Source organism: Burkholderia sp. ABCPW 14 (assembly GCF_001523835.1).
Taxonomy (GTDB): domain Bacteria; phylum Pseudomonadota; class Gammaproteobacteria; order Burkholderiales; family Burkholderiaceae; genus Burkholderia; species Burkholderia mayonis.
Genome location: NZ_LOVS01000072.1, coordinates 103,822 through 130,805 on the forward strand (window position 1 = coordinate 103,822; position 26,984 = coordinate 130,805).

Below are 26,984 nucleotides of genomic sequence, written 5' to 3' on the forward strand. Positions count from 1 at the left end.
GCGGCGCCCGGCGCGACGCAACAGCGCCGGGCGCCGCCCGATACCGAGACGCGGGCGCCGGCGCGGACTCGCGTTCAGGACAACGTGCGTTGCCGCACGAACTCGCGCGGCGTCATTCCATAGCGCTGCTTGAAGCTGCGGCAGAAATGCGCGCTGCTGCTGAAGCCCCAACTGAACGCGATCTCGGAAATGGCCGGCTTCGCCGCGCGCGCGTTATCGAGCGCCTCCTTGCAGCGCTCGAGCCGGTTCGACCAGATGTAGCGGTCGATCGTCACGCCTTCCTCTTCGAAGATCCGGTGCAGGTAGCGTTTCGAGCAGCGCAACTCGCGCGCGATCCGGTCGATCGACAGATCGGCATCGGCGAGATGGCCCTGGATGTATTGCTTGACGCGCATCCTCAACACGGTGGGCAGTGTCATGTGCGTACCTTGCACGTCGTGCTGCGCGGTCAGCGTCGACACGATGAGGCCGAGAATCGTCTCCGACAGCGCGGTGCCCGTCGTGCCGGGCAGCGACGGCAATTGTTCGGACAACGACACGAGAAACGACGACAGCAGCGAGAACAATCCCTTGAGCTCGAACTCGCGCGCGTCGGACGTATGCAGGTCGGGCACCGCAAAGCCGCCGAGCTGCTTGCGCGGGATCTGGATCGCGAGCTGCTCGACGTGCGTCAGGTTCGCGATGCTGTACGGCACGCGCGGATCGTACAGGCTCCAGTCGCCCGTGCGCAGCCGGAACACCTTGCTGCGCTGTTCGATCTCGCTCTCGCCGCTCAATTGCAGGATCAGCTTGAAGTAATCGGAGCCGTGATCGTGCAGCGCCGCGACGGGGCGCACGATCCGGTGCGCGGGCGCGGCGATCGTGAACACCCGCATCGGGCCGATCTCGTACTGGCTGAGCTGCGCGTCGAACGCGTCGCCGTCGTCGCAGCACGCATCGAGTCCGCCGAAATACTGCGTGACGACGCGGCCCCAAGCGCGGCCGCGGAACGCGGGCGATTCACCCGCCGTCGTGAAAAATCTGCCGTTCACCATGCGCTCCTTGCGAGTACACGTCTAGCCGGACCAAAGCTGAGCATCCAGTCACCCGGATATACTTAGCATATTAAATATTGTGGGCGGACTGAATCCGGTTTACTCCGGAACGTGAGCTCGACTGCCCGAGCGTCGATTGTGAGGCGATGACATCGGCGTTATGTGCGCTGGCCCACATAAGACTTCGGCGCGGCGCAACCGTCGATGGAGTCGGCGATCGTCGGAAGAATGCGCGCGATCGCGCCGCGCGTGCGGCCGGCGCCCGGCGCGTGCGGCGCGCCCGGCGCTTGCGCCGGGCGGCTTCGCGCCGCGGCCGCCGGGCTCAGAAGCGGGTCAGCATCCCGATGCGCGCGAGAAACTGCGAGCGCGAGCTCGATTGCGCATCGGGCCCCATCACGCCGTTGATCCACGCGTGCGCGCCGGCGCTGCCGCCCGCGTACTGATACACCGTCTCGACGTACGCGGACGTGCGCTTCGACAGCGCGTACTGAACGGCCGCCGTGACCTGGTGCGCATAGTTGTGGTCGAGCTGGGCGTTGCCCTTCATGTATTCGTAATTTGCGCCGATCGTCCACGGCGCGCCGACGTAGCGCGCGCCCGCCTGGATCACGTCGATCCCCGCGCCCGTCAGCGTGTTCTTCGTGTTCGTGTATAGCAGGTTCAGGTCGAACGCCGACAGCGCGTAGCGCGCGCCGAGCCCCCAGTTGCGCAGGCCGTCGTGGCCGTTGTTCATCTGCGGATATTTGACCTCGACGTATGCGGCGCCGAGCGCGAAGTTGCCCGTCTCGTACTTGAGGCCCGCGCTCACCGTGCTGTTCGTCGACAATCCGCCGCCCGCCTGATTGCCGAAACCGTACAGCAAGCCGAACACGAGACCGTTCAGGTTCGCGCTCGTGTACTTGACCGAGTTCGACACGCGGCTCGAGCCCGCCATCCGGTCGAAGTCGAATGAGCCGGTTGGATTGTCGGGAATCCCGAGCTTCGAGAACGGCCCCTGGCGGAAGTTGTAAAGGCCGCCGTAGCGGAACGCGCCGTCGAACGAGCCGAACGTCAGCGAATCGGTCATGAAATCGTATTGCTGGCCGAACGTCACGCTGCCGAGGCGCTCGCTCCACAAGCCGACGAGCGCGGTGCGCGAGAACATCGAGCCTGGCGTCGGCAGCGCGGCGCCATTGCCGAGCGCATATTGCGACGTCAGCTCGAAGATCGCCTTCGCACCGCCGCCGAGATCCTCCGTCCCCTTGAGCCCCCACAGGTTCGGCACCGCGATGCCGTCGTCGAAATGCAGGCTGTGCTTGCCGCCTTCGTTCGACACGTAGGACACGCCGGCATCGATCAGGCCGAACAGCGCCACACTGCCGTCGGACGCATGCGCGCCCGTCGCGACGGCCAGGCCCGCCGCCGCTACCGCAAACTTCTTCATCGTCGTCTCCGTTGGGGTTGTCGTTATGCGCGGCGACGCTCGAGGCGTCGTCGTCGTTCTCCGGCTCGGAGTGTGGAGCAGCGTGCGGCGCGCATCTTTCCCGACGGCGCACAAACACTAGCTCGACGATGCACACCGGCATCGTCCGACGTTACGGATGACGAAATGAAGGGCGCGACATGCCGCGATGCAGCGCGCCCCTCGGGAAATCCGGTGCGCGCGGCGAAACGCAGCAGGGAAGGGGATCGCGCGTACGGATGCAGCGGGAAGCCGCTGCGCGCCACGCGCCGGAAACGAACGGCGATGCGGCGGCGCAGCGAAGCAACGCGGCGACGAAGCTCAGGCCGCGTCGTGCGCGTTTGCGGCGGTCGTCGGCAGATCATCGACGGTGCGCGCGCGCACGTAGCGCGCCGGGTCGTCGACAGCCGCTTCCAGCGCGCGGAAATGCGCGGCGCCGCACTGGATCTTGCGCCGCTCGTAGGCGCGCAGATCGCCTTCGGCGAGGCCGCTCTTCGTCTCGACGACGAAATAGAGCCGCGGCCCGTCGTCTTCGGCGATCATCACCGCCCAGTCCGGGCTGTAGTTGCCGAGCGGCGTCGGAATCCTGAACCAGCCGGGCAGCTTCGCGTACAGCCTGACCGCGTCGTCTTGCTCGAGCGCGTCGGCGAATGCGAGCTCGGCCGTCGTATCGCACGGCACGTCCTCGTGGATCGATTTCGTCGCGTCGCGCCGCATGCTCGACAGATAGCCGGTGAGCGGCTCGTCCTCGAACAGCGACAGCGCATGGACGTGCTGCTCGCCGAGCAGCTTGTATTCGATCCCGTCGACGAGCGCATCGCGCTTGCAGCGCTCGAGCGTCGCGGCGACGAGCGCGATGAAGCGCTGCGGATTGCGTGGGAATTCGTCGAGCCGTCCGCTTTCGATCAGCACCGTTGCGATCGTGCGCCGCGTGAGCTGCGTGCGGTCCTGCAACTCGGTCAGCAGATCCGGCAGATCGACTTCGCCTTCGTCGATCGCGATCATGCCGGCATCCGCGGTCTCGGTCGCCTCGACGCCCGCCGCGTCGATCGCGATATCGGCCTTGCGCCACTGCAGCCGCGCGTGCGCGACCTCGGGCGCCGCCTTCAGCGCGGCGACGCAGCGCTCGATCAGGCGTGCGTTGTTGAAATTCACGCGATACGTAGTCCGATATTTGATGCGGTCCCACAGCGCGCGGAACGCGTCGCCGAGATACACCGCCTTGCCTTGCGCATCGCGGCGCAGCGCGATGTGCCGACGCTCGTCCGCGTTGCGCACGTCGAGCCGGCCCGCGAGCTTGCGCAGCATGTCGACGATCAGCGCGCGCTGCGCGTCGAATTCGGCGGGCAGCGGCAGCGCACGCAGCTTCAGCGCCGCGCGCAGCGTGTCCTGCACGCGGCCGCGCGCGTCGAGATAGCCGGCTTCCCTCAGGAATGTCCAAAGCGCCGTCGACAGCTCGACGCCGAGCGGCTGCACGCTACCGTCCGCGGCCGGCACGGGCAGCGCCGCGAACTGATGCGTTTCGACGACGCCGAAGCGGATCCCCGTATCGGCTTCGATTTCCTTCTGCAGATTGTCGGCGAACTGCTCATAGCGCTCGCCGGCGATCACCGTCAGCGTGTTGACGTCGAAGCCGCGCACGCGCTCGCCGCGCTGATCGACGGCGAGACGCAGCCCGCGGCCGATCGTCTGGCGACGCTCGCGCTCGCTATGGATGTCGCGCAGCGTGCAGATCTGGAACACGTTCGGGTTGTCCCAGCCTTCCTTCAGCGCCGAGTGCGAGAAGATGAACTTGAGCGGCGTGTCGAACGACAGCAGCCGCTCCTTGTCTTTCATGATGAGGCTGTACGCGCGCTCCGCATTCTCGCGGCTGCCCGCGCTCTTGTCGCTCGTGTCGGTCCAACCGCCTTTCTTGTCGATCGAGAAGTAGCCGTCGTGCACGGCCTCGGCCGCGCCCGCGGGATCGACGCCGTCGAACAGCGCGCGATATGCGGGCAGCTTCGCCGCGCGACGGTATTCCTCCTCGAACAGCAATGCGTAGTCGCCCTTGAACGGATGGCCGTGCCGGTCGTACTTGCGGTACTTGTCGACCGCGTCGACGAAGAAGAGCGACAGCACTTTCACGCCGAGCGGCTTCAAGCGCAGCTCCTTGTCGAGATGCTCGCGGATCGTGCGGCGGATCATCTCGCGCTGGATCGCGGGCACATCGACATCGCCGTACGCGTCGCCGATCGACAGGAACGCGTCGCCGCCCGGATAGCGCAGTTCGAGGTACTCGGCGCCGCGCGCCGCGTGAATCGCACCGATCCGGAAATTCGCGTAGACCGCGCGTTTCGTGACCCGCTCGAGATCGTCGCCGTCCGCGACGGCGAGCGTCTGCCGCTCGACGTCGCCGGCGGGCGTCGCGACGTCGAGCTCGACGCGCGCCGTGATCGCGCCACGCCGGCTGCCGATCGACATCACGCGCATGAACGGCTTGTTGTGCGCGTCCTCGACGGTCGCCGACGCGATCTCGATCTGCTTGACGAGCTTGCGCTCGTACGCGTCGATCGCATCGAGCCGGTACAGCATCTGGTACTTGTCGGCGTGGGTCGCCGAGTAGCGCAGCGTGCACAGCGGCCGCATCGCGTCGAGCGCTTCCTTGCCGCGCCCTTCCAGCCCGCCGTCGACGCTTTGCGGCTCGTCGACGATCACGATCGGATGCGTCGCGCGGATCAGATCGATCGGCTTCTCGCCGCCCGTCTTTTCGCTATCCTTATAGAGATTGTTGACGTCCTTCTTGTTGATCGCCGCGACCGTGACGATCATGATCTGCACGGTCGATTTCGACGCGAAGCTGCGCACCTCGCCGAGCTTCGCCGAATCGTAGACGAAGTAGTCGAACGGCACGCCCGCGTACAGGCGCTTGAAATGCTGCTCAGTGATCTGCAGCGTCTTGTACACGCCTTCCTTGATCGCGACCGACGGCACGACGATCACGAACTTCGTGAAGTCGAAGCGGCGGTGCAACTCGAAGATCGTGCGCAGGTAGACGTAGGTCTTGCCCGTGCCCGTTTCCATCTCGACGGTGAAATCGTTCGAGCTCGGCGCGCCGCACGGCGGCAGGCCGTTGCGCACCTGCACGCGCGCGAGATTCTCCGCGAACGTGTGGGCGTCGAGCGTCAGGCGATTGCCGACGCCGAGCCCCGACTCGGCCATCCCGAGCGACATCTGCGGCGTCGCGCGCCGCCGCGCGGCTTGCGCGGTCACGCTGAATTCGGCGCGGCACGCCTCCTGGCCGCGAAACAGATCGCATACCGCCTCGATCGCTTCGAGCTGATAGTCGAGATCCGACTCGAAATGCAACTGCATGCTCAATCTTCCTTGTCTGCGTGTGGCTCGCGTGCGCGCATCAGAGGCTCCGGATGCGCTTCACGCCGTGCTGCTCGAGGATCGCCGACAGGTTCACCTTCGCGACGTCGTCGGTGAAGCCGCTGTCGCGGAACACGCAGGTCACGTCGCGCGCGTCTGCGGCGCCCGCCGCCGCCGATGCCGCGATCAGCTCGACGATGCCTTCGCCCAGCGCGTCGGTCGCCGCGCGATCGATGTGCGCGTCGAAGCACGCGACGATCGCGCCGTCGATCACGTAGACCGCCTTGCCGGCAATCGTCCGCGCTTCGATCGGTGCGCACAGGTCGAGGCCAAGCTTCAGCATCAGTTCGTACAGCAGATCTTCGTCGGAACGGCTCGGCTTGATGTGCTCGACGGCCGCGAGCAGCGACTGCTGAATGTCGTCGCCGCGCGGGTCCCATTCGGAGACGTTCGTCGAATCGAGCTTGAACACACGAAAGCCGAGGTCGGCGCGCACGCCCGGATGCTCGGCCGCGATCCTCGCCGCCGAGCGCCGCAGCCGCTCCTTCGTCAGTTCGGCGAGATTGAGCGGCTTGCGCCGCGCCGCGCAGAAATCGGCGGCGGCCTTCTGGTCCTTGCTGTCGGCGTCGAGCGGCTCGGGCAGTTGCACGAGCGCGTAGCGGCGGTTGCCGCCGTCGGCCGCGTTGAGCGCCATCACCGCATGCGCGGTCGTGCCCGAGCCGCCGAAGAAATCGACGATCAGGTCATCGCCGTCCGTGCACCAGCCGATGATCGACGCGGCGAATTCGACGGGCTTCGGCTGATCGAACGGAATCTCGAGCGATTTCAGGAGCGCGTCGTCCGAGCCGCCGAACGGCAACACCGACGGCACGTTCTCGTACATGTTCTCGTCGAGGAAGTAGATCCGCTGCGGCTGCGTCGTCTCGTCCGCGCCGAATTCGACAAGCCCCTTGTCGAGCAGCGCCTGCATCGTCGCGGGCGGATTGCGCCAGCCGCGCTCGGGCACCGGGCACGGCTGGCCCGTGACCGGATGCACGAGCGGCACGAAGTAGTCGTCGGGCGCCTTCTTCTTGTTCGGCCACGCCATCGACACGAGCCGGTAGACGCGGCCGTCGGCCGAGATCCGGTCGTACATCGCCTCGCCGCCCGACAGCGTCGTCTGCGACTTCACCCAGCTCCGGTACGCGACGTTCGCTTCCGCGATCGTCGACGCGCCCGCGATCGCGCTGCGCGCCGCGTCGAGCATGCGCTGCGCGTTGCGCTTCGGGCGCTTGAGCGGCGCGCGCTCGAACAGCAGCTCCGCGTCGCGCGCGAACAGCACGATCGATTCGTGCTGGTACGCGATCCCGCGCGCGTCGCCCTTCGGATTGCGCTTGTCCCACACCGCGACGCCGAGTTCGTTGTCCTCGCCGAAGATCTCGCGCATCACGAGCACGAGCGCGTGCTGTTCGTGCTCGTCGATATGCACGGCGATCACGCCGTCGTCGGCGAGCAGGTCGCGCGCGAGCTTCAGGCGCGGATAGATCATGTTGAGCCAGTCCGTGTGGAAACGGCCGCTCGCGTCGGTGTTGCTGCTGACCTTCTTGCCGCCCGTCGTCTGGCCGGTCAGCTCGAGATAGTGGCGCAAGCTGTCGGTGAAATTGTCCGGATAAACGAAATCCTTGCCGGTGTTGTACGGCGGATCGATGTAGACGAGCTTCGCGCGCCCCGCGTAGCTCTTCTGCAACAGTTTCAGCACCTCGAGGTTCTCGCCCTCGATCATCAGGTTGCGGGTCGACGCCCAGTCGACGCTTTCGCGCGGGTACGGGCGCAGCGTGCCCGTCGACGGCGTGAGCGCGAGCCGGCGCGCGCGGCGCTTGCCGTGCCAGTTGAGGCCGTATTTCTCGTCGGCATCGGCGACGGCCGGCGCGCCCACGAGCGCCGCGAGCGCATCGAGGTTCACCGACGCGCCATCCGGCCCTTCGGTCACCACGTCCGGAAAGAGCGCCTTCAGGCGCTCGACGTTCGCGGACACGAGATCCGCGGATTGCGCTTCCGGGCTCGCCGCATCGAGTTTTTGCATCATCCTTCCCATCCATTGCATGTCTTCGCGTCGGCGCGCGCCCGATTCCCGGGCTCGCGCGGCGCGGCAAAGGCGAAACGCTAGCGATCCGTCCGCCGCAGGTCAAGGACTTGCGGCCGGGGCGCCGGCGCGTGCCGCCGGGCAGGGGCCGCGGCGTCGGTGCCGGGGATCGCGCCGCGTTCGGCGACGCAGATGTTTACCACAGGTTCGAAAGGCGGCCGTCTTTGTGCGGTTTTGCCGGTGCCGAGGATCGAAAACAAAAAGCCCGGCGTGTGAGCCGGGCTGTCGAATACCGCATTGTCTCGCTGGAGATCGAGCGAACGGAACGGGAGAAGCGGAGGCGCGCGACACGGCCGCGTCGCGGCCGGCCGTACCGCGCAGTGGATCAGAATCGCGTGCGGATGCCGGTCGTCAGCTCGAGCTGATTGGTTGAGCCGTGCGTCGATGCAACCGTGTAGCCGCCGTGCAGCCGCATGTAGTCGCCGGCGAGATAAAGCTCGGTGCGCTTCGACAGGTGATAGAACACCGATCCGTACAGCGTCTCCTTGAAGCCGTTGCCGACGCCGGACGTCAGGCTGAAATTGCCGAGGTTCGCATTCGGAATGTCGCCGTCGGTGTTGTACGCGGCGTTGTGCACGCGCATCTGCTGATAGCCGAGCTCGTAGTCGAGCGGGCCCTTCGGCGCGACCTTGAACGACACGGTCCAGGCGTTGTCCTGGCGCTGGCCGAGCGCGCCCTGATCGCCGAGATAACGGAAGTAGCCGGCATTCATGCGGAAGATGTCGAACGTGTAGTTGCCGCCGACCGAGAACGACTTGTTCGCGTAGCCCGCATGGTTCACGTGGCTGAAGAAACCCGATACGTTGAACGGGCCGCCGTTGTAGCCGAGCGCGACCTGGTAGGTCGAGTTCTGCGCGAAGCTCGTCGAATTGCTGAACGCGTAGCCCGCGCTCGCGAAGATGCCGTTGCTGAACAGCTTCTTCCACGCGAGGCCGTTGTTGTAGCGCGTGCCCGTCGCGCCCGCCGCGTAGAAGATCATCTGCTTGAAGTTGTTCGCGTTCGTCCAGCCGCCTTCCTCCGTCGTCAGCTTCGCCGAACCGTACGGGTCGCCGTAGATCGCGGCCGCATCGCGCGCGATCGTGTTCTGGAAGCCGGCGGTAAGCTTGCCGAACGTGTCGTTTTCGATGCCGACCCACGCATCGCGGTCGAAGATCTGGCCCGGATCTTCCATATTGCCGTCGGCGGCGGTGTATTCGCTTTCGAGCCGGAAGATCACCTTCGTGCCGCCGCCGATGTCTTCCGCACCCTTCAAGCCCCAGCGGCTGCCGCTGAACCACGGCTCGCCGCCGAGCCCCATTCCGATCACGTGGTCGCCCTTCGCGTTCGCGTGCGACTGATAGGTGGGCACGCTCAAGTCGATGAGCCCATAGAGCTGGACGCTCGACTGCGCGTGCGCTTGCGGCGCCGCACAGGCGGCCGTCGCGATGGAAAGTGCCAGGTATTGTCGTTTCAAGATCGTCCCCTCCGATATCGTGTTGACCGCCATTCTTTCGTACTACGCAGCGTTGGCCGCGCCTACGCGATGCGATGCGCATCGAACGGCCACGTCATCGTAGTCGGCGCAATCCTTCGCGCCGCTTTCGCGCGCGGGTCGGATATCTCGGGATAAACACGGGTAGTACGCGTCTTTCCGATGCGTCAGGCGGACGAGCGCCGTCGCGTGACGCGACACCGGAAAACGTCGGACGATTCGCGAAGCAGGACGAAATAATTGCGCGCGGCGCATCCGCCGCGAGCGTGCGGCGTGCGACGAATCGAGCGGCGGCCTACTCGGCCGCGTCCTTCGTTCGAAGAATGTAGCCGAGCCCGCGCAGCGTGATGATTTGCGCGACCGAGCCTGACAAATGCTTGCGCAGCCGGTGGATGTAGATGTCGATCGCGTCGGCGCTCGGCTCGTCGTCGAGGCCGTACACGCTGTCCATCAGCCGCGCCTTCGGTACCGTCTTGCCCTGCTGCAGCATCAGCGTCTCGAGGATCGCGTGCTCGCGGCGGCGCAGCACGAGCGGCACGCCGCTGCATTGAAACTCACGCGTCGCGAACAGGTAGACGAGATCGCCGCATGCGAGCTGCGTCGCGCCGACGCCGCATTGCCGCCGGATCAGCGCACGGATTCGCGCGACGAGCTCGCGCGACTCGAACGGCTTCACGACATAATCGTCGGCGCCCGCACTGAAGCAATCGACCTTGTCGTCGATCGAGCCGTGCGCAGTCAGCATCAGCACGGGCACGTTGTCGCCGCGGCGGCGCAGCCGCGCGAGCAGTTCCTTGCCGCTCATGCCGGGCAGCCGCATGTCGAGCAGCAGCGCGTCGTAGCGTTGCGCCTTCAGTACCGTGTCCGCGCTCTCGCCATCCGGCGCCGAATCGACGCCGAAGCCCTCGCCGCGCAACAGATCGACGATCCAGTGCGCGAGTTCCGCATTGTCTTCCACGAGCAGCAGTTTCATCGAGACTCTCTCAATTGCGATAGGCGGGCAGGCGCACGGTCATCTTGACGCCGCGGTTGCCGGGGCCCGTCGCGAGCGCGACCGTGCCGCCGTGCAACTGCGCGATCTCTTCGACGATCGCGAGTCCGAGGCCCGTACCTTCCTCGTCCTTCGCGACCCGGTAGAAGCGCTTGAACACGTGCGGCCGCGCTTCGGCCGGAATGCCGGGGCCGTCGTCGACGACTTCGAGCACGGCTTCATCGCCGTCGCGCCGCGCGCTCACCGTCACGCGGCCGCCTTCGTTCGCGTAGCGCACCGCATTGTCGACGAGATTCATCAGGAGCGCCGACAAAAGGCTTTCGCTGCCCGCGACCTGCAGGTCGTCGTCGAGCTCCGCGCCGAGATCGATGCGGCGCCGCTCGGCGAGCACGATCACCTCCTCGAGCACGCCGGACACGACGGCCGCGACTTCGACGCGCGCGTTCAGGCGCGCGGACGACGCCGCTTCCGCGTGGGCGAGCAGGAGCAGCTTGTCGGTGACGTCCGCCATCTTGCGGCTGCTGCGCTGCATCGACGCGAGCAGCCCGGCGAGCGCCGCATCGCCGTTCTCGCGCTGCCGCGCGCACTGGATCTGCGTGTCGATCACCGCGATCGGCGTGCGCAGTTGATGCGCGGCGTCGGCGATGAAGCGGCGCTGCGTCGCCGCATGCAGGTTGAGCCGCGCGATGCATTGATTGATCGCGTCGACGATCGGCCGCAGCTCGAATTGCAGACGCTCGGTGCGGATCGGCTCGAGCTCCATCGGCTCGCGGTCCGCGACGTCGTCCTTCAGTTTCATCAGCGGCCGCAGCTCGAACGTGAGACCGAGATAAACGAGCGCCATCGCGAGCGCGAGCATCAGCGCGAGCCGCCAGAGCTGCGGATGCCAGATCGCCGCGATCATCATCTGCCGCGACGTCTGCGTCTTGCCGACGACGACCGTCACCGTCTCCGTGTCGCCCGCGTTGTACAGCTCGCGCGTGTATGCGACCGCGCGGATCGCGAGCCCGTTGAGCGTCGTGTCGAACAGCACCGGCTGAGCGCCGGGCCGGGTCGCGGCGGGCGGGCCGTCGAGATCGGGGCTGCCGGCGAGCAGCCGGCCGCCGCCCGTACGGACCTTGTAGTACACGTGGTCCTGCGCGGGCGATTCGAACAATTCGAGCGCCGCGGGCGGCACGTTCGCGACGAGCGCACCGCTTTCCCAGTCGACGTCCTCCGCGATCGCGCGCGCCGACGCGACGAGCGCGCCGTCCTGCACGAGGTCGGCCGTCTTGCGCGCGGTGTCGTACGACATCGCGCCCGCAATCACGACGAATACGGCAAGCGGCAGCAGCAGCCACCAAAGCAGCCGGCCGCGCAGGCTGTGCGACATGCCGTCATCTCCCACATTCCAGCCCAAAAACGAAACGGCGCACCGAAGATGCGCCGTTTCGCTGATGCATCGTCTTCAGAACGCGGCGGGCCGCCACTTCAGGAGCCGCTTCTCGAGCCGCGTCAGCAGGAAGTCGGCAGCGAGCGCCACGACGGCGAGCACGATCATCGCGGCAAACACGCCGCTCGCGTTGAACGCGCCCTGAGCGGTCGAGATTAGCAGGCCGATGCCTTGCTTGGAACCCAGAAATTCCCCAACGACCGCGCCGACGAGCGCGAAGCCGAAGCTCACGTGCAGGCTCGCGAGAATCCAGCTGAGCGCGGACGGAATCACGACGGACGTCGTGATCTGCCGGCGCGACGCGCCGAGGATCTGCGCGTTCGCGATCAGATAGCGGTCCGCTTCGCGCACGCCCTGGAACGCGTTGCCGAACACGACGAAGAACACCATCACGACAGCGAGCGCGATCTTCGACGCCATCCCGAGGCCGAGCGCGATCACGAATATCGAGCCGAGCACGACGCGCGGAATCGAGTTCGCGATCTGGATGTAGAGACCGAACACGTCGGCGAGCAGCTTGTTGCGGCCGAGCACGATTCCGCAGAAGACGCCCGCGACCGAGCCGATCAGGAAGCCGGCGATCGTCTCTTCGAGCGTCACCCAGACCTGCAGCAGCAGCGGGCCCTGCGACGTGCCGTTGACGAACCAGTCCTGGATCTGCGCGACGATCAGCGACGGCATCGAGAAGAAGAACGGGTCGATCCACTTGAGCCGCGCGGCGATTTCCCAGCCGCCGAGCGCAACGACGAGCACCGCGATGCGCAACCCGACGATCAGGTGCCGGCGCCGCCGCAGTCGGCGCTGCGCGGCGCGCTCGTCGTCTTCGAGCGATGGGGTGGTGGTGCCAAGCGGCGTCGGAAGCGTCATGTCAGTCATGCTCCAATCCTTTCCTGTTTATCCGATCTGCACTTCTTCGCGCAGATCGTGCCAAATGTCCTTCGAGATTTCGATGAAGCGCTGCTCGTAGCGCACTTCCGACGTGACGCGCGGGCGCGGCAGATCGATCTCGTACACGCGCTTGAGCGTCGCCGGGCGCGACGTCAGCACGAACACACGGTCGGCGAGTGCGATCGCCTCTTCGAGATCGTGCGTGACGAACACCACCGAGCCCTTGTTCGCCGACCAGAGCTGCAGCAGCTCGTCCTGCATCAGCGTGCGCGTCTGCATGTCGAGCGCCGAGAACGGCTCGTCCATCAGCAGGATTTCCGGCTGGTTGATGAACGTCTGCGCGAGCGCGACGCGCTTTCTCATGCCGCCCGACAACTGGTGCGGGTAGTGCTTCGTGAATTTATCGAGCCCGACGCGGCGAATCCATTCCTCCGCCTGCGCGTACGCGGATTCCTTCGAGCGGCCGCGAAACATCGGGCCGGCCGCGACGTTGTCGATCACCGTGCGCCACGGGAACACCGCGTCGGCCTGGAACACGAAGCCGATTCGGGGATCGATGCCGTCGACGGGCTTGCCCATCACGCGGACCTCGCCCGACACGGGCTTGAGGAGCCCCGTGATCATGTTGAGCGTCGTCGATTTGCCGCAGCCCGTCGGGCCGACGATCGCGACGAACTCGCCGCGCGCGACCGACATCGTGAAGTCGTGCAGCGCGACGGTTGCACGGCCGTCCGGCGAGATGAAGCGGCACGACACGTTGCGAAACTCGATCGCGGGTGCATTGGCCGAAACATGTTGATTCATCGCTTGAAGTCCTGCATCGAAACCGGCGCCTCCGTGCGGCGCCGGCGGCCCTCGTGAGCCTGGTTCAAAACTGGCCGCTTGTCGTTCGGATCGCTTACTTCGCGTTCACGAACTCGTTCGTATAAGTCTTCGACAGATCGATGTGCTTGCCCTTCACCGAAGGATTGAACGCGGACAGCACCTTCAGCACCATCGCCGGACCGTCGGCGGGCATCTTGCCGTCGGGCGTGTACATCGGCAGCGACGCCTTCAGCGCGCTCGCGTAGAGCGCCTTGTCCTTCTGATAGTCGGCGGGCATCTTCGCGGCGATCTCTTCCGCGCTGTGCGTGTGGATGAACTGCATCGTGCGCGCGAACGCGTGCGCGAGCTTCGTCGCCTCCGCCTTGTGCGTGTCGGCCCAAGCGGACTGCACGTACAGGCTCGCCGCCGGATACGTGCCGCCGAGCGCGGCGCGCGTGCCGTCGAGCGTGCGCATGTCGACGAGCACCTTCGCGTCGCCGCTCTTCTCGAGCACCGACACGGTCGGCTCGGTCGTCATCCCCGCATCGATGCGGCCTTGCTTCACGGCCGCGATGAAGCTCGCGTCGGCGCCGACGGGCAGCATCGTGTACTGGTTCGCCGCGATCCCGTGCTGCTGCGCGAGATACTGCGTGAGGAAGCTCGTCGACGAGCCGAGGCCCGTCACGCCGAGCGTCTTGCCCTTCACGTCGGCCATCGACTTGATCGATCCGGCCGCCTTCGTCGATACCACCTCGACCTCGCCCGGCACCTGGCAGAGCACGGCGATCGCCTTCACGTCCTTGCCCTTGCTCTGCAGGTCGATCGTATGATCATAGAAGCCGACGACGCCCTGCACCGCGCCCGCGAGCAGCTCGTTTTCGGCGTCGACGCCGGCCGGCTGCGACTGCAGGTCGACGTCGAGCCCTTCGGCCTTGAAGTAGCCGAGTTCCTGCGTGAGCCGCGCGGGCAGGTAGATGAGCTTCGTGATGCCGCCCACCATGATCGTGATCTTGCCGCCGTCGTCGGCGAAGGCGGACTGCGAAGCGAAGCCGAAGGACAGGCCTGCCGCGACCGCGGCCAAGCTGAGCGCGCGAAGAGTGGTGCGCATCGGGAGTCTCCAATGTTGTCTGTATGAAGCGATGCTTGCTGCATCGTCGAGACGAGTATAGGGAGACGAAGCCTTCCGCAACCTTTCGCGGGCGCGGCTTTCTTTTAGGGGTTTTCCAGCAAGTCGGAGACCGGGAGGGCGAGGGGCTGCTTGGTCGCGCTAGCCGATGCCGAGCATCGCAAGCGCGCCGAGCCGGTTCGCCGCCCAGCCCGCGCCGTACAGGCCGATGCCGAAGATCTGCAGCCGATGCCGCAGATCGCGTGCGTGACGACGCTATGGAAGCGCGCGGCCGCCGGGCGCGCCGCGCGCCGACGCCGCCGCGCGCGCACCGCTCAATGCAATCCGGCCGCGACGCGCCCGACCAAATCGACGCCGGTATTGAAGAGCCGTCCGACGAACGGCACCAGGTTCGGCGCCATCAACTGGACGAGCAGCAGGCCGACCAGCATCGTCACTGGAAAGCCGACCTGGAAGATCCCGATCTGCGGCGCCGCGCGGTTCAGGATTCCGAGCGCGAGGTTCGCGATCAGCAGCGCGGCGACGACAGGCAGCGCGAGCAGGAGCCCCATCTCGAAAATCGCCGCGCCGAACCCGACGATCGTCTGCCAGCCGGGCGCGCGCAACAGGTCGGCCGAGATCGGCACGAGCCTGAACGAATCGACGAGCGCGGCGAACACCTGCAAATGGCCGTCGAACGCGAGAAACGCGAGGATCGCGATCGCGTTCAGGAAGCGGCCCATCACGGGCGTCGCGCCGCTCGCGTGCGGATCGAAGAACGTCGCGAAGCCGAGCCCCATCGACAGGCCGATGATGTCGCCCGCCGCCTCGATCGCGGCGAACACGATCTGCATCGTGAAGCCGAGCGCCGCGCCGATCAGGAACTGATTGACGATGATCCACACGCCCTGCGCGGAGAACACGGTGACGGCGGGCATCGGTCCGAGCGTCGGCGCGACGACGAGCGCCATGAAGCCCGCGAGCGCGATCTTCACGCGCACGGGCGTCGCGCGGTGCCCCGTCACCGGTGCGATCGCGACGAGCGCGAGCATCCGCACGAACGGCCACAGAAATGCGGTGAGCCAGCCGTTCAGTTGCGCGTAGGTGACGGAGAACATCGGTCGATGGCGAAAGCGGGGCGGATCGGGAAATGCGCACGAGAGCGCCGCGCTCGGCGGCGTCAGCCCGCGCCGAGCGTCGCGACGCGCAGCAGGACCTCGCGCAGGTAGTCGGTCATCGTCGACAGCATCCACGGACCGGCGATCACCATCGTCGCGGCAACCGCGAGCAGCTTCGGGATGAACGACAGCGTCGCCTCGTTGATCTGCGTCGCCGCCTGGAACAGGCTCACGACGAGGCCGACCGCGAGCGCGACGAGCAGAAGGGGCGCGGCGAGCAACAGGCCGATGTACATCGCCTGATGCGCGAGCGTCATCACGTTTTCGGGGGTCATCTCGACTCTCCTCGTTGAACGGAGCCTAGGTGAAGCTCTGCGCGAGCGAGCCGATCAAGAGCTGCCAGCCGTCGACGAGCACGAACAGCATCAGCTTGAACGGCAGCGACACCGTCGCGGGCGACACCATCATCATCCCCATCGACATCAGCACGCTTGCGACGACCATGTCGACGATGAGGAACGGGATGAAGATCGTGAAGCCGATCTGGAAGCCCGTCTTCAGCTCGCTCGTGACGAACGCGGGCACGAGGAGCGACAGCGGCACGTCTTCCGGCCCCTGCATCGGCGCCGCCTTCGAAATCTTCGCGAACAGTGCGAGATCGGTCTCGCGCGTCTGCTTCAGCATGAACGCCTTGAACGGCGCGGTGCCGCGCTGGACCGCCTGGTCCATCTGCAGCGTGCCTTCGGAAAACGGCTTGTAGGCGTCGGTGTAAGCCTTGTCGAGCACGGGCGACATCACGAACAACGTGAGGAAGAGCGCGAGGCCGACGAGCACCTGGTTCGGCGGCGTCGACGCGGTGCCGAGCGACTGCCGCAGCAGCGACAGCACGATGATGATCCGCGTGAAGCTCGTCATCATCAGCAGCATCGCCGGCAGAAACGACAGCATCGTGAGCAGCAGCATCGTCTGCACGCTCAGCGAATAGGTCGTGCCGCCGTTCGGGCCGGGCGCCGAGTTGAATGCCGGCAAACCGGCCGCCTGCGCGCAGGCGAGCGCCGGCGCGACGCCGATGGCGAGCGCGGGCAGCCAGCGCACGGCGCCGCGCAACAGAGTGATCTTCATCGAACGACGGTCGGAGTGGGCGCGCGCGGCGGAATGCGCGCGCGGCGCGACGAAACGAAGGCGCGGCATCTCAGCGATCCCTGCCGCCGTCGCGCTTGAAGCGCTTCGCGGCTTCGCCGAGCATCGCGTCGCGAAAGCGCGCCCCGAAGGACGTGCCCTCGGGAAATTGGCCGGACGCGCCGGACATCGCCGTGCCGCCCGGCGCGCCGGGCGCACGGGGCATCCCGCCGCCCGCGGACGCGCCGCCTGCCGCGCCGAGCACGCCCGCCGAGCCGGCGGGCAGCGTGTGCAGCAGGCGCACGTTGCCGGGCGCGACGCCGAGCACGAGCCACGTGTCGCCGATCTCGACGACGGTCGCGCTTTCCTTGCCGCCGACTGCGACGCTCGCGACGACCTTCAGCGCGCCGCCGCGACGAGACGGCTGGAAGCCGAAGCGGCGCGCGAGCCAGGCGCAGCCGAACACGAGGCCGATCACGACCGCGAGCCCGACGAGCGTCTGCAGCACCGCGCCGACGCCGAGCGACGGCGCGGCCGAACCGACGACGACGCCCGACGCGATCGACGCCGCGTGATTCACCGCGTTCATGTCGGCGGCCGATGCGGGCAGCGCCGCCGCGCCGATCGCGAACACGGCGAGCCCGGCGAGCGTGCGCCTCACGCCGCGCGGCGGCGCCGCGAGCGGGCGCGCGACGCACACGGCCGGCCGGCGCGGCGAAACGAGCGGCGCGACGCGCGGTTTCATCGGTTGAGCTTCCGGATGCGTTCGGACGGCGTGATGATGTCGGTGAGCCGGATGCCGAACTTGTCGTTGACGACGACCACCTCGCCCTGCGCGATCAGGCAGCCGTTGACGAGCACGTCCATCGGCTCGCCGGCGAGCCCGTCGAGCTCGACGACCGACCCCTGCGCGAGCTGCAGCAGGTTGCGGATCGCGATCTTCGTGCGGCCGAGCTCGACCGTCATCTTGACCGGGATGTCGAGGATCAGGTCGATGTCGTTGTGCGTCGACGCCGCCGCGGCCTTCGACAGCGGCCGAAACACGCCCGCGCCCGTCGCGCCCGGCTCGATCGGCAATTGGTTCTGCTCCGCGAGCGCTGCCGCCCAGTCGTCCATGCCGGCGTCTTCCTGCTGCGCGTCGGCGGGCGCCTTGTCGGCCGCGGCGGCGCGCATCGCGGCGTCCGCGAACGCCTGTTCGTCGACGCCGTCGGTCTCGGGGGTCGAATTCAACTCAGTCATATCCACCTTCCTTCATCGTGTCGCTTGCGCTGACCATCTTCTGCACGCGCAACGCGTACTGACCATTGAAAATGCCGTATCCGCACTCCATCACCGGCACGCCGTCGACCGTCGCGGTGAGCGACTCCGCGATGTCGAGCGGCAGCACGTCGCCGGTGCGCAGGTTGAGAATCTTCTCGAACGTCGTCGGGATCTCGGCAAGATCCGCGACCAATTCCACCTCGGCCGACTGCACCTGCTGCGACAGCACGCGCACCCAGCGGCGGTCCACCTCGAGCGCCTCGCCCTGGATCGGCGAGCTCAGCACGTCGCGGATCGGCTCGATCATCGAGTACGGCATGCAGATGTGCAGCGTGCCGCCCGTCGGCCCGAACTCGATCGAGAACTGCGTGACGATCACGATCTCGTTCGGCGTCGCGACGTTCGCGAACTGCGTGTGCATCTCCGAGCGGACGAATTCGAACTGCAGCGGCCGCACGCTCTTCCACGCGACCGCGTAGTGCTCGAACACGAGGTTGAGCAGCTTGCCGATGATCCGCTGCTCGGTCGCGGTGAAGTCGCGGCCCTCGACGCGCGTGTGGAAGCGCCCGTCGCCGCCGAACAGGTTGTCGACGACGAAGAACACGAGGTTCGGATCGAACACGAACAGCGACGTGCCGCGCAGCGGCTTCACGTGCACGAGGTTCAGATTGGTCGGAATCGGCAGGTTGCGGGTGAATTCGCTGTACTTCTGCACCTTCACCTGGCTCACGGAGATTTCCGCCGTGCGCCGCATGAAATTGAAGATGCCGATCCGCAACAGACGCGCGAAGCGGTCGTTGATGATCTCGAGGCCCGGCATCCGGCCGCGGACGATCCGTTCCTGCGTCGCGATGTTGTACGGGCGAACGCCGGATGCCTCGGTCGGTTCGTCGGCCGAATCGTCTTCGCCCGTGACGCCCTTGAGGAGTGCATCGACCTCCTCCTGGGACATGAATTCTTCGTGGCCCATGCGCGTTCGTTCCTTTGCCGGCGGCGTTATTGAACGACGAACTCGGTAAACAGCACGTCGTCGATGCGTGCGCTCCGATTGCCGGGCTGGGTCGGCTGCTCGATCAGCGTCTTCAGCTCGTCGGCGAGCGCGCGCTTGCCTTCGAGCGTCGCGAGCTGCTCGGGGTGCTTGTTCGACAGCGCGAGCAGGATCCGGCTGCGCAGCTCCGGCATGTGCTGGGTCAGGTATTCCTGCGCCTTCGCATCGGTGAGCTTCAGCGACAGGCCGACGCGCAGGTAGTGCTGCATGCCGTCGTCCGACTGCAGGTTCACGGTGAGCGGCTCGAGCGCGAAGAAGACGGGCACCGCGAGCGGCGCGGGCGCGCTCGGCGCCGCGCCGCGCACGCCTTCCTTCGCCAGCACGAAATACGTGCCGCCTGCCGCGGCGGCGGCGGCGACGAGTCCGATCAGCAGGAAAAGGACGAGGCGCTTGAGCTTGCCGGACGAGGCCGGTTTGTCGACGGTCGGGTTTGCGGTCGTGGTAGCCATGGCGTGCATGCGAAAAGACTCTAGGTAGCCTGCATTGTTCGGCATCCGAGCCGGGCGCGATGGGCGGAATAGAAGGGGGATTTGCGGCTATCTCAGCCGTTTGTTTGTCGCTCGGGCGGGCGGGACGGGATGCGATCGGGTCGAACGGGCGCGGGCGGGACGGGACGACGCGAAAGGCGGAGGCGGGCGGAAGCCGCGAGCGGGCGCGTCATCGGGGCCGAAGGCGCGGAAACGGCGGGCGCGGCAGCACCGGTGGCGGGCCGCCGGCACGGGCCGGACGAATCGGATGGTCCGACGCCCGTCGGGCGCGCATCGCGAAAGCCGAAGGCGGAACGACAAGGCGATCGGCCGCGCGTCGCGGGCGCGCCCGGCCGGACCGGCAAGTCAGATCGGCAGCAGCGTCAGCAACGGCGCGATCAGCACCATCGCGACGCCCGCGATCATCATCGTGAGGCTCGACACGACGCCTTCCTCGCTGCCGATCTCGCGCGCCTTCGCCGTGCCGACCGCGTGCGCGGCCGCGCCGAAGAGCGCGCCGCGCGCGAGCCGCGAGCGCAGCGGCACGAGCGCGAGCACGAACTCGCCGACGAGCATCCCGCAGATCCCGGTCGCGATCACGAAGAGCGCGGTGAGATCGCGCGGCGCGTGAATCTTGTCGGACACGGCGAGCGCGAACGGCGTCGACACCGAGCGCGTGACGAGGCTGCGCTGCAGCTCGGGCGACAGGTGCAGCAGCTTCGACAGCAGCAGCGATCCGCAGATCGCGACCGTGATCCCGACCACGACGCCGACCGTCAGCGAGAACCAGTGGCGCTTCATCAGCGCGCGGTATTCGTAGATCGGCACGGCGAACGCGATCGTCGCCGGGCCGAGCAGCCACATCAGCCAGCGCGTGTCGTGGAAATAGACCGCGTACGGGATGCCCGTCAGCGCGACGAACGCGACGAGAACGGCCGGCACAAGCACGAGCGGCGAGAAGAGCAGCGTCTTGCGGTACGCGTAGAGACGCTTCGACGCGAAATAGAGCGCGATCGTCAGTGCGAAGCAGCCGGCGGAAATCGCGGCGCTCGCGGGCGCGGAGAGAAGCGAAGGATCGGGCGTCGTCATGATGCTCTCGATGAAACCGGTGCCATAAACAGATGGGGGAAAAGCGGGCGCGGCGGGGGCGTCAGGCCCGCGCGCGGCGGCGGCCCACACGCACGCGCATCACCGCGAGACGCCGTTCGAAGCCTGCCGCCATGTCGACCGCGACGGCGACCGCGAGCATCACGAAGGTCGTCCCGGCGACGACGACGAGCGCGAGCCGCCAGCCGTCCTCCTTGAAGAGCCCGCCGTACTGGACCGCCGCGACGGTCGCCGGGATGAAGAAGAGCAGCATGTCGGACAGCAGCCAGTTCGCGCCGTCCTTCACCCAGCCGGGCGCGACGCCGCCCGACAGCAGCAGCACGAGCAGCACCGCGAGGCCGACCACGCCGGACGGCACGGGCACACCGAGCGCGCGCACCGTCCAGTCGATCGCCGCCCACAGCGCGCCGAGCGCCGCCGTTTGCAGCGCGATGCGCGCCGCGCGGCTGGCGCGCGCATGCGGCGCTGCCGGGTAGGTCGCCGCCGTAGCCGAGAGTTTGGTCATGGATGCCCCGAAATGCCTTGCTTTACAGAATGGAGGCAGTATAGGATTCACGCGATCATAAATAAAATGACTTGCTTCTATAAAAATCATTCCGTTTAGGAATCTTCACCGACTCGCTCACTGAAGGAGGCGCCGATGGAGCTGCGCGCGTTGCGTTATTTCGTCGAGGTGGTCAGGCAGCAGAGCTTCACCGTCGCGGCCGAGCAGATGCACGTCACGCAGCCGACGATCAGCAAGATGGTGAAGGCGCTCGAGGACGAAATCGGCTCGCCGCTCCTGCTGCGCGACGGTCGCCAGATGGTGCTGACGGACGCCGGCCGGATCGTCTATCAGCGCGGCCAGGACGTGCTCGCCGCGCAGGCGCAGCTTCAGGCCGAGCTGAACGATCTCGGCACGCTCGGGCGCGGCGAGCTCACGATCGGCATCCCGCCGCTCGGCGGCTCGCTGTTCACGCCGGCGATCGCCGCGTTCAAGCAGCGCTATCCGAAGATCGAGCTGAAGCTGTTCGAGCAGGGCGCGCGGATGATCGAAGAAGCGCTCGCCACGGGCGAGCTGGAGCTGGGCGGCGTGCTCGAGCCCGTCGATCCGGCCGTGTTCGACGTGCTGCCGATGGTGCGCGCGCCGCTTTGGCTCGTCGCGCGCCACGGTTCTCGCTGGGACGACGACGAAACCGTGCCGCTTACCGATCTTGCGGACGAGCCGTTCGTGTTCTACGCGGAAAGCCTCGCGCTGCACGACGCGGTGCTCGACGCGTGCCGGAAGGTCGGCTTCACGCCGCAGATCGTGAGCCGCAGCGGCCACTGGGATTTCATGGCGGCGCTCGTGCATGCGGGCGTCGGCATCGCGCTGCTGCCCGAGCCTTATTGCCGGCGGCTCGACACCACGCAGTTCACGTGCCGGCCGATCGTCGAGCCGGAGATCACGTGGGCGGTCGCGATCGGCTGGCTGAAGAAGGGCTACCTGTCGCACGCGGCGCGCGCATGGCTCGACGTCGCACGCGAGACGGGCGCCGTCGATCCGGGCGACGACCTCGCGTTCGGCAGCCTGCGCGCACGCTGAAGCGGCGGGCGAGCGCCGCGCCATCGATACCCGGCGTCCGGCTCCGCCCGGTCTCGGCCGCCGCCCGCAACCGTGCGCCGCGCGGCGCGCGCGAGCGCCCGCTCAATGCCCCATCGCGGGCCCGGCGCCTTTCTTCGGCTTCGTCACCCACACGAGCGCCGCGAGCGCGACGAACGCGAGCGCCGAAATGTAGAAGAAGTCGTTGGTCGCCATCATGAAGCCCTGCTGCGTGACGATCTGGTTGATCTGCGCGGCCGATACCGGGCCGGCGATGCCGAGCTGCGCGAGCGCGCCCTGGTAGTCGACCGTGCTCTGCGCATAGGCGCTCACCGATTCCGCGAGGCGCGCGTGATGATAGATCGCATCGTTTTCCCAGAACGTCGAGCTGACCGCGGTGCCGATCGCGCCCGACAGCGTCCGCAGGAAGTTCGACAGCCCCGACGCGCTCGCGAGCCGCTCGTCGGAGATGCTCGACAGCGTGATCGTCGTCATCGGCACGAAGAAGCACGCGACGCCGATCCCCTGCACGAGCCGCGGCAGGATCACGTGGCTGAATGGCACGTCGAGCGTGAACGTCGAATTCCAGATCGACACGACGGCGAATACGACGAACGCGAAGCTCGCGACCATCCGCAGGTCGAGCCGGTGCATGTTGCGCCCGATGAGCGGCGACAGCACGAGCGCGAGGAAGCCGACTGGCGCGGTCGCGAGGCCGGCCAGGCCCGCCGTGTAGCCCATCACGGTCTGCAGCCACAGCGGAAAGATCACGACCGAGCCGAAGAACGCCATGAAGCCGAACGAGATGATCATCGCGCCGAGCGCGAAATTGCGGTCCGTGAAGAGCGACAGATCGACGACCGGCTCCTTCTCGGTCGACTCCCAGACGAGCATGAATGCGAGCGACACGACGGCGATCAGCGCGAGCGCGGTGATGAACGTGGAATTGAACCAGTCGCGGTCCTTGCCGAGGTCGAGCATCATCTGCAGGCACGACACGCCAATCACGAGGAGCGCGAGCCCGATCGCGTCGATCCGCTGCCTGGTCGTCTTCGTCTCGCGGCCGCGCAGCAGGAAGAACGCGCACACGGCGGAGAAGATCCCGATCGGCAGGTTGATGTAGAAGATCCACGGCCACGTGTAGTTATCGGTGATCCAGCCGCCCATCACCGGGCCGAAGATCGGCGCGACGATCACCGTCATCGCCCATAGGCCGAGCGCGAGCCCGCGCTTCGCGGGCGGATAGCTGCGCATCAGGATCGTCTGCGACAGCGGCACCATCGGGCCGGACACGAGGCCCTGCAACAACCGGAACGCGATCAGCGATTCGAAGTTTTCCGCAAGGCCGCAGAGCGCGGACGCGATCGTGAACGCGAGCACCGACAGGGTGAAGAGCCGAACCTCGCCGACCCGCCGCGCAAGCCAGCCGGTCAGCGGCACCGCGATCGCGGACGCGACCGAGTACGACGAGATCACCCAGGTGCCCTCGCTCGTCGCGACGCCGAGGCTGCCGGAGATCGTCGGCACGGCGACGTTCGCGATCGACGTGTCGAGCACCTCCATGAACGTGCCGAGCGCGAGCCCGACCGTCAGCAGCGCGAGCATGCCGCCCGACAGCGGCGCCGGTTCGGCGGAAGGGGAAGCGGAAGCGGGGGCCGTCGCAGCCATGCGTCTCTCCTACGGGGCGACAGTTGCCCCGACATCCTTTTGTGCATCGGCATCGACCGACAGTAAGTGACTTGTCAGCTTCTGCCCAGACAGATAAATACGCGGCGTACGGGCCGCGATCCAGTGGCTACCCAGTGTTTTTCCCGGTCAGTCGTCGTCCGGCCGCAACGCCGCCGCCGCGGCGCACGCGGTGTCGGCCGCGCCCGGCGCGTTCGCGATGAAGCGCTGTAGCAGGTTCGTCAGGAGCGCGAGATCGTCGGGCGAAAAGCCTTCGAGCTGCGCGTTCAGCTCGGCCGCGATCAAGCCCGGCAGCGCCTGCGCGGCGTGCGCGCCGCGCTCGGTCAGCGCGAGCTCGATCACGCGCCGGTCCGATTCGCTGCGCGCGCGCACGACGAAACCCTTCTTCTCGAGCCGGTCGAGCATCCGCGTCATCGAGCCGCTGTCGTACGACATCTTGCGCGACAGCTCGAACGGCGTGCGCGCAAAGCCGCGCGCGAGCAGCAGGATCACGCCGATCTGCTGCGCGGTCAGGTCGAGCGGGCCGAGCGCGCGGTCCAGCCGCTCGACGAGCGCCTGCCGCGCCTTCGTCAGGTAATAGCCGAGGCTCGATTCGAGCTCGATGTGCTCGGGGTCGTAAAGGCCGCTCATCGTTTAGCTGTCCGTTCGATTGCACGAACCGCAACAGTGCATTCCAGGAAAAACGCCGCCAGTATCTTGAATATTTATTGCATAGTCAATATTATTTCAGTCAATGAGTTATGCGCTTAACGCGCCGCCAGAGACGATGTTCTGACCAGATCGCTTTGCCCACGCAGCCGCATTCGTTCGGCGTGCGTCCCGAGGATTTCCCATGCCGTTCCTGAAACATGCCGCCGGCGCGCTGCGCCGCAACCTGTCCGACACCGCCCGCCACACGCTTTCCGGTCCGCATCGCGGCTGGAAGATCGCGCTGTACGCCGCGCTGCTGATCGTGCCGGGCGGCTCGCTCGCGGTGCTCGGGTTCGCATGGTTCGATCAGCGGCGGCACCGCGCCGCGCGCAACGGCGGCGGCCGGGCCACGTCGGCTCAGGAGCCTTCGGCGCGGCAGCTATGCCTCGCCGCCCCGCAGTGCGATCCCGTGCGCTGCTCGTAACAAGCCGCCGGCACGCCGCACCGGTGCGTAACACCCGGTAAACCGGCGCCCCGCGCCGGTAACACATCCGCCCCCGTCCGCGCTTTAACCTAACGCCTGCGCATTCCCGCTTCCGTCAGTTACCATTTCGGCCACGCCTTCGGTGTTTCGGCCGCATCGTTCGCTCGCCCGGTCCACGGGCGGCCGCCTCCCTCGACAGGAATCCAGAACATGTCGCAAGTCCCACACCCGCGCGCGCGCCGCGCGCTGAGCGCCGCCGTCGCGGCCGCCGCGCTGCTCACCGGCTGCGCGGTCGGGCCCGACTATCACCGTCCCGACGCGGCGATCCCCGCCGCATACAAGGAAGCGCCGCCCGGCTGGAAGGTCGCGCAGCCAGCCGACCGCGCGGATCGCGGCCCATGGTGGACGATCTACGACGATGCGCAGTTGAACGCGCTGATCGACAAGCTCAACGCATCGAACCAGACCGTCGCGCAATACGCGGCCGCGTATCGGCAAGCGCGCGCGCTCGTCGCCGAGGCGCGCGCGTCGTATTTCCCGACGCTCGGGCTGACGGCGAGCGAATCGCGCGCGTCGAGCGCGCTGTCGTCGAGCAGTTCGGTCTCGCGCGGCACGACGCGCACGATCGGCAACACGTATAGCGTCGGCCTCGACGCGTCGTGGGAGCCGGACCTGTGGGGCAAGGTGAGCCGCACGGTCGGCGCGCAGAAGGCGAGCGAAGCGGCGGCGGCCGCCGATCTCGCGAACGCGCGACTGTCCGCGCAGGCGACGCTCGCGCAGACCTATTTCCAGCTGCGCGCCGCCGACGCGACGCAAAAGCTCCTCGACGACACCGTCGCGTCGTACCAGAAATCGCTGCAGTTGACGCAGAACCAGTATGCGCAGGGCGTCGCCGCGCGCTCGGACGTGATCCAGGCGCAGACGCAGCTCCAATCGGCGCAGGCGTCCGCGATCGACAACGGAATCGCGCGCGCGCAATTCGAGCACGCGATCGCGACGCTCGTCGGCGAGCCCGCATCGACGTTCTCGCTGTCGCCGATGCCGCTCACGGCCGAGCCGCCCGCGATGCCGATCGACGTGCCGTCGGCGATCCTCGAGCGGCGGCCCGACGTCTCCGCCGCCGAACGGCGCGCGGCCGCCGCGAACGAGCAGATCGGCGTCGCGATCGCCGCGTTCTTCCCGACACTCACGCTGTCGGCGTCCGGCGGCTTCCAGAGCTCGGTGTGGTCGCAGCTCTTCACGCTGCCGGCGCGCTTCTGGTCGGTCGGCCCGCAGCTCGCCGCGACGCTGTTCGACGCGGGCCTGCGCGCCGCGCAGACGGAGGCCGCGCGCGCGACCTACGATCAGGACGTCGCCACGTATCGGGCCGCCGTGCTGTCCGCGTTCCAGGATGTCGAGGACAACCTCGCGTCACAGCGGATCCTCGAGCAGGAGATCGGCGTGCAGCGGCAGGCGGTCGAGTCCGCGCAGCACGCGCTCGATATCACGCTCAATCAGTACAAGGCGGGCACGGTCGGCTATCTGAACGTGCTGACCGCGCAGACGACCGCGTTCAGCGCGCGGCAGAAGCTTTCGACGATCTCCGGGCAGCGGATGGTGTCGTCGGTCGGGCTCGTGAAGGCGCTGGGCGGAGGCTGGGACGTCGCGCAGATCGCGCGCGAGACGGGCGGCGTGCAAGCGCCGGTGCCGGCGTCCGCGCCTGCCGGAGTGCCGGCGCCGGCGGCGACGCAACCGGCAGCGGCAGCCGCTGCCGCTGCGCAGGCCGCAACCGGCGGCGGCGCGGCCGGTGGTTCGACGACGACGGCCGCGCAACCCTGAAACGCGGTGGCGGCCGCTGACGGCCCGCGACGCTCGCGGGCACGGTC

General features: G+C 67.4%; 24 protein-coding genes. 3 read left to right on the forward strand and 21 right to left on the reverse strand.

Annotation, left to right across the window (positions count from 1 at the left end):
• Positions 1 to 74: 74 nt before the first annotated feature.
• The 19 genes from WS62_RS11165 to WS62_RS11255 all read right to left on the reverse strand — a co-directional run bounded on the left by WS62_RS11165 (position 75) and on the right by WS62_RS11255 (position 21,263).
• On the reverse strand, positions 75 to 1,034 hold the full coding sequence (locus WS62_RS11165) for an AraC family transcriptional regulator (protein WP_066488729.1): 960 nt from the start codon (positions 1,032 to 1,034) through the stop codon (positions 75 to 77).
• Between the two features lie 322 nt (positions 1,035 to 1,356).
• The gene (locus WS62_RS11170) at positions 1,357 to 2,457 is read right to left on the reverse strand and encodes a porin (protein WP_066570895.1); all 1,101 of its coding nucleotides are present in this window, start codon (positions 2,455 to 2,457) and stop codon (positions 1,357 to 1,359) included.
• A 339-nt stretch (positions 2,458 to 2,796) separates the two neighbouring features.
• On the reverse strand, positions 2,797 to 5,826 hold the full coding sequence (locus tag WS62_RS11175) for a type III restriction-modification system endonuclease (RefSeq protein WP_066570896.1): 3,030 nt from the start codon (positions 5,824 to 5,826) through the stop codon (positions 2,797 to 2,799).
• A gap of 40 nt (positions 5,827 to 5,866) precedes the next feature.
• Positions 5,867 to 7,891, reverse strand: coding sequence for a site-specific DNA-methyltransferase (locus WS62_RS11180; protein ID WP_066570897.1), 2,025 nt, complete (start codon positions 7,889 to 7,891; stop codon positions 5,867 to 5,869).
• Positions 7,892 to 8,273: 382 nt separating this feature from the next.
• Entirely contained in the window at positions 8,274 to 9,434 is a 1,161-nt protein-coding gene (locus WS62_RS11185; RefSeq protein ID WP_066570898.1) for a porin, read from the reverse strand.
• Positions 9,435 to 9,714: 280 nt separating this feature from the next.
• Positions 9,715 to 10,392 carry a response regulator gene (locus WS62_RS11190; protein WP_066570899.1) on the reverse strand — a complete coding sequence of 226 codons (678 nt, stop codon included), beginning with the start codon at positions 10,390 to 10,392 and terminating at the stop codon, positions 9,715 to 9,717.
• A 10-nt stretch (positions 10,393 to 10,402) separates the two neighbouring features.
• A complete protein-coding gene (locus WS62_RS11195; protein WP_066570900.1) occupies positions 10,403 to 11,782 on the reverse strand; it encodes a sensor histidine kinase in 1,380 nt (459 codons plus the stop codon).
• Between the two features lie 75 nt (positions 11,783 to 11,857).
• On the reverse strand, positions 11,858 to 12,709 hold the full coding sequence (locus WS62_RS11200) for an ABC transporter permease (RefSeq protein ID WP_066570901.1): 852 nt from the start codon (positions 12,707 to 12,709) through the stop codon (positions 11,858 to 11,860).
• Positions 12,710 to 12,736: 27 nt separating this feature from the next.
• On the reverse strand, positions 12,737 to 13,534 hold the full coding sequence (locus tag WS62_RS11205) for an ABC transporter ATP-binding protein (RefSeq protein WP_059473497.1): 798 nt from the start codon (positions 13,532 to 13,534) through the stop codon (positions 12,737 to 12,739).
• A 94-nt stretch (positions 13,535 to 13,628) separates the two neighbouring features.
• A complete protein-coding gene (locus tag WS62_RS11210) occupies positions 13,629 to 14,642 on the reverse strand; it encodes an ABC transporter substrate-binding protein (protein WP_066570902.1) in 1,014 nt (337 codons plus the stop codon).
• A gap of 332 nt (positions 14,643 to 14,974) precedes the next feature.
• Positions 14,975 to 15,757, reverse strand: coding sequence for a flagellar biosynthetic protein FliR (fliR, locus tag WS62_RS11215; RefSeq protein ID WP_066570903.1), 783 nt, complete (start codon positions 15,755 to 15,757; stop codon positions 14,975 to 14,977).
• A gap of 62 nt (positions 15,758 to 15,819) precedes the next feature.
• Complete coding sequence (fliQ, locus tag WS62_RS11220; protein ID WP_066488767.1) at positions 15,820 to 16,092, reverse strand: flagellar biosynthesis protein FliQ; 273 nt, start codon at positions 16,090 to 16,092, stop codon at positions 15,820 to 15,822.
• Positions 16,093 to 16,117: 25 nt separating this feature from the next.
• The gene (gene fliP / locus WS62_RS11225) at positions 16,118 to 16,948 is read right to left on the reverse strand and encodes a flagellar type III secretion system pore protein FliP (RefSeq protein WP_442855074.1); all 831 of its coding nucleotides are present in this window, start codon (positions 16,946 to 16,948) and stop codon (positions 16,118 to 16,120) included.
• 1 nt (position 16,949) lies between these two features.
• Complete coding sequence (gene fliO, locus WS62_RS11230) at positions 16,950 to 17,621, reverse strand: flagellar biosynthetic protein FliO (RefSeq protein ID WP_066570904.1); 672 nt, start codon at positions 17,619 to 17,621, stop codon at positions 16,950 to 16,952.
• Positions 17,618 to 18,115: a flagellar motor switch protein FliN gene (fliN, locus tag WS62_RS11235; RefSeq protein WP_066570905.1), complete on the reverse strand. Its 498-nt coding sequence runs from the start codon at positions 18,113 to 18,115 to the stop codon at positions 17,618 to 17,620. Before fliN ends, fliO begins: the two co-directional genes overlap by 4 nt.
• Positions 18,108 to 19,106 carry a flagellar motor switch protein FliM gene (fliM, locus tag WS62_RS11240; protein WP_066488775.1) on the reverse strand — a complete coding sequence of 333 codons (999 nt, stop codon included), beginning with the start codon at positions 19,104 to 19,106 and terminating at the stop codon, positions 18,108 to 18,110. Before fliM ends, fliN begins: the two co-directional genes overlap by 8 nt.
• A 26-nt stretch (positions 19,107 to 19,132) precedes the next feature.
• On the reverse strand, positions 19,133 to 19,633 hold the full coding sequence (fliL, locus tag WS62_RS11245) for a flagellar basal body-associated protein FliL (protein ID WP_066570906.1): 501 nt from the start codon (positions 19,631 to 19,633) through the stop codon (positions 19,133 to 19,135).
• A 384-nt stretch (positions 19,634 to 20,017) separates the two neighbouring features.
• Entirely contained in the window at positions 20,018 to 20,740 is a 723-nt protein-coding gene (locus WS62_RS11250) for an LrgB family protein (RefSeq protein ID WP_066570907.1), read from the reverse strand.
• 61 nt (positions 20,741 to 20,801) lie between these two features.
• Entirely contained in the window at positions 20,802 to 21,263 is a 462-nt protein-coding gene (locus tag WS62_RS11255; RefSeq protein ID WP_066570908.1) for a CidA/LrgA family protein, read from the reverse strand.
• A gap of 135 nt (positions 21,264 to 21,398) precedes the next feature.
• Here WS62_RS11255 and WS62_RS11260 point away from each other — a divergent pair, with 135 nt between their 5' ends.
• The gene (locus WS62_RS11260) at positions 21,399 to 22,322 is read left to right on the forward strand and encodes a LysR family transcriptional regulator (RefSeq protein ID WP_066488782.1); all 924 of its coding nucleotides are present in this window, start codon (positions 21,399 to 21,401) and stop codon (positions 22,320 to 22,322) included.
• Positions 22,323 to 22,424: 102 nt separating this feature from the next.
• Here WS62_RS11260 and WS62_RS11265 read toward each other — a convergent pair whose 3' ends face one another.
• Together WS62_RS11265 and WS62_RS11270 are read right to left on the reverse strand one after the other, a co-directional pair.
• On the reverse strand, positions 22,425 to 23,987 hold the full coding sequence (locus tag WS62_RS11265; RefSeq protein ID WP_066570909.1) for a DHA2 family efflux MFS transporter permease subunit: 1,563 nt from the start codon (positions 23,985 to 23,987) through the stop codon (positions 22,425 to 22,427).
• Positions 23,988 to 24,134: 147 nt separating this feature from the next.
• Complete coding sequence (locus WS62_RS11270; protein WP_066570910.1) at positions 24,135 to 24,635, reverse strand: MarR family winged helix-turn-helix transcriptional regulator; 501 nt, start codon at positions 24,633 to 24,635, stop codon at positions 24,135 to 24,137.
• 202 nt (positions 24,636 to 24,837) lie between these two features.
• Here WS62_RS11270 and WS62_RS11275 point away from each other — a divergent pair, with 202 nt between their 5' ends.
• The gene (locus tag WS62_RS11275) at positions 24,838 to 25,119 is read left to right on the forward strand and encodes a hypothetical protein (protein ID WP_066570911.1); all 282 of its coding nucleotides are present in this window, start codon (positions 24,838 to 24,840) and stop codon (positions 25,117 to 25,119) included.
• Between the two features lie 210 nt (positions 25,120 to 25,329).
• A complete protein-coding gene (locus tag WS62_RS11280; RefSeq protein ID WP_066570912.1) occupies positions 25,330 to 26,937 on the forward strand; it encodes an efflux transporter outer membrane subunit in 1,608 nt (535 codons plus the stop codon).
• Positions 26,938 to 26,984: the final 47 nt, after the last annotated feature.